The following is a 1,433-nucleotide window of genomic DNA, read 5'->3' as shown; positions in this document are numbered from 1 at the left end:
TTTATAAATAAATTGGAAATGAATAGAAATGAAATTACCTTACAAGAGATGTTCTCCTCAGTCATCGGGGAACTCCGGGAAGGCGGCAGGTGGGGGACGGCACACATCTACCAGTCAGCGGTGAATGCATTCTCGGCATTCACCAAATGGCAACCAATGCCCATGCGCAAGCTGAGCCCAACCGTACTGAAGAGGTTCGAAAACTACCTCAGGCAGAGGAACTGCAGTTGGAACACCGTGTCCACCTACATCAAGACGGTACGCTCGGTGTATCATCGGGCGGTGGACAGAAAGTACATACGGTATGTACCCAGACTGTTTGAGCATGTGTATACCGGCACACGGGCAGACAGGAAGAAGGCGCTCGAAGCATCAGACATCAGCAGCCTGGTAAGGGAGACGGAAAGGAGCCTGCAAGGAGGGACGCTCCCAAACGCACAGCAAAAAACAAGGATTTTCTTCGTACTCATGTTCATGCTCAGGGGCATACCTTTCGTGGATCTGGCATACCTGCACAAAAGGGACCTGCAGGGAAATATACTATCGTACAGACGACGGAAGACGGGACGGGCGCTGACCGTGTCACTCACACCCGAAGCCATGCAGATGGTGAGAATAATAGCAAACAAGGACAAGGACTCTCCTTATTTATTCCCCATATTACAAAGTGAGGAAGGATCGGAAGCCGCATACCGGGAATACCAGTCGGCACTCAGGGCATTCAACCAGCGGCTGGCAGTACTCAGGCAGTGCTTGGGAATGCAGTCGGCACTCAGCACCTATGCAGCCAGACACACCTGGGCTACAATGGCTTACCATTGCGAGATACACCCCGGAATCATATCGGAAGCCATGGGGCACTCCTCCATCACGGTGACGGAAACCTATCTGAAGCCTTTCAGCAACAGAAAGATTGACGAGGCCAACCAGAGGGTAATTTCTTTTGTAAGAAGCGGAGCGTGTACAGTATAAAAAACGTTACTTCTTTTGATAGGATAGAATAGATTTGTTGCGCATTTTCCGGAGTCTTCAAAATGAGTTTTGAGGAACGGAATGGCGTTGTCTTTACGGAGCTCCAATCGGTGCTATCAATATACTGTCATTCAACCTTTTGAACTGAAAAATACACACTTTCATTCTTTGAAAGCCTCATTTCATCACTTTCCCACTGTCACTTTTCTGGACTTTCAATCCTCTTTCCAATATCCTAACGGGCTGATTTTTACTATTTTGAACAAACCCAACCTATTTTATCCTTATTCCTTGATTATTAATGGAATTAACAAGATTTCATTACCTGCGAAGTAACGGAATACTTGACAACAAAACAAGTATGCGAAAGGGATTTAAAATGAGAGATTATTCACTTTTTATTTTTTTTAAATTTATAAATTTAAAGTTTTCAATTATGAACAAAAAGTTTCTAAGTGTGA

At 45.2% G+C, this 1,433-nt stretch carries 1 protein-coding gene; it reads left to right on the top strand.

The window, feature by feature from the left end:
- Positions 1 to 18 precede the first annotated feature (18 nt).
- A complete protein-coding gene (locus DWX62_RS21520; RefSeq protein WP_120173140.1) occupies positions 19 to 972 on the top strand; it encodes a site-specific integrase in 954 nt (317 codons plus the stop codon).
- The last annotated feature ends 461 nt before the right edge of the window (positions 973 to 1,433 follow it).

This window comes from Bacteroides sp. AF20-13LB (assembly GCF_003603065.1).
GTDB classification, from domain to species: Bacteria; Bacteroidota; Bacteroidia; order Bacteroidales; family Bacteroidaceae; genus Bacteroides; species Bacteroides uniformis.
The sequence above is the reverse complement of the archived record's forward strand: the minus strand, read 5'-3'. Positions and strand labels throughout refer to the sequence as shown.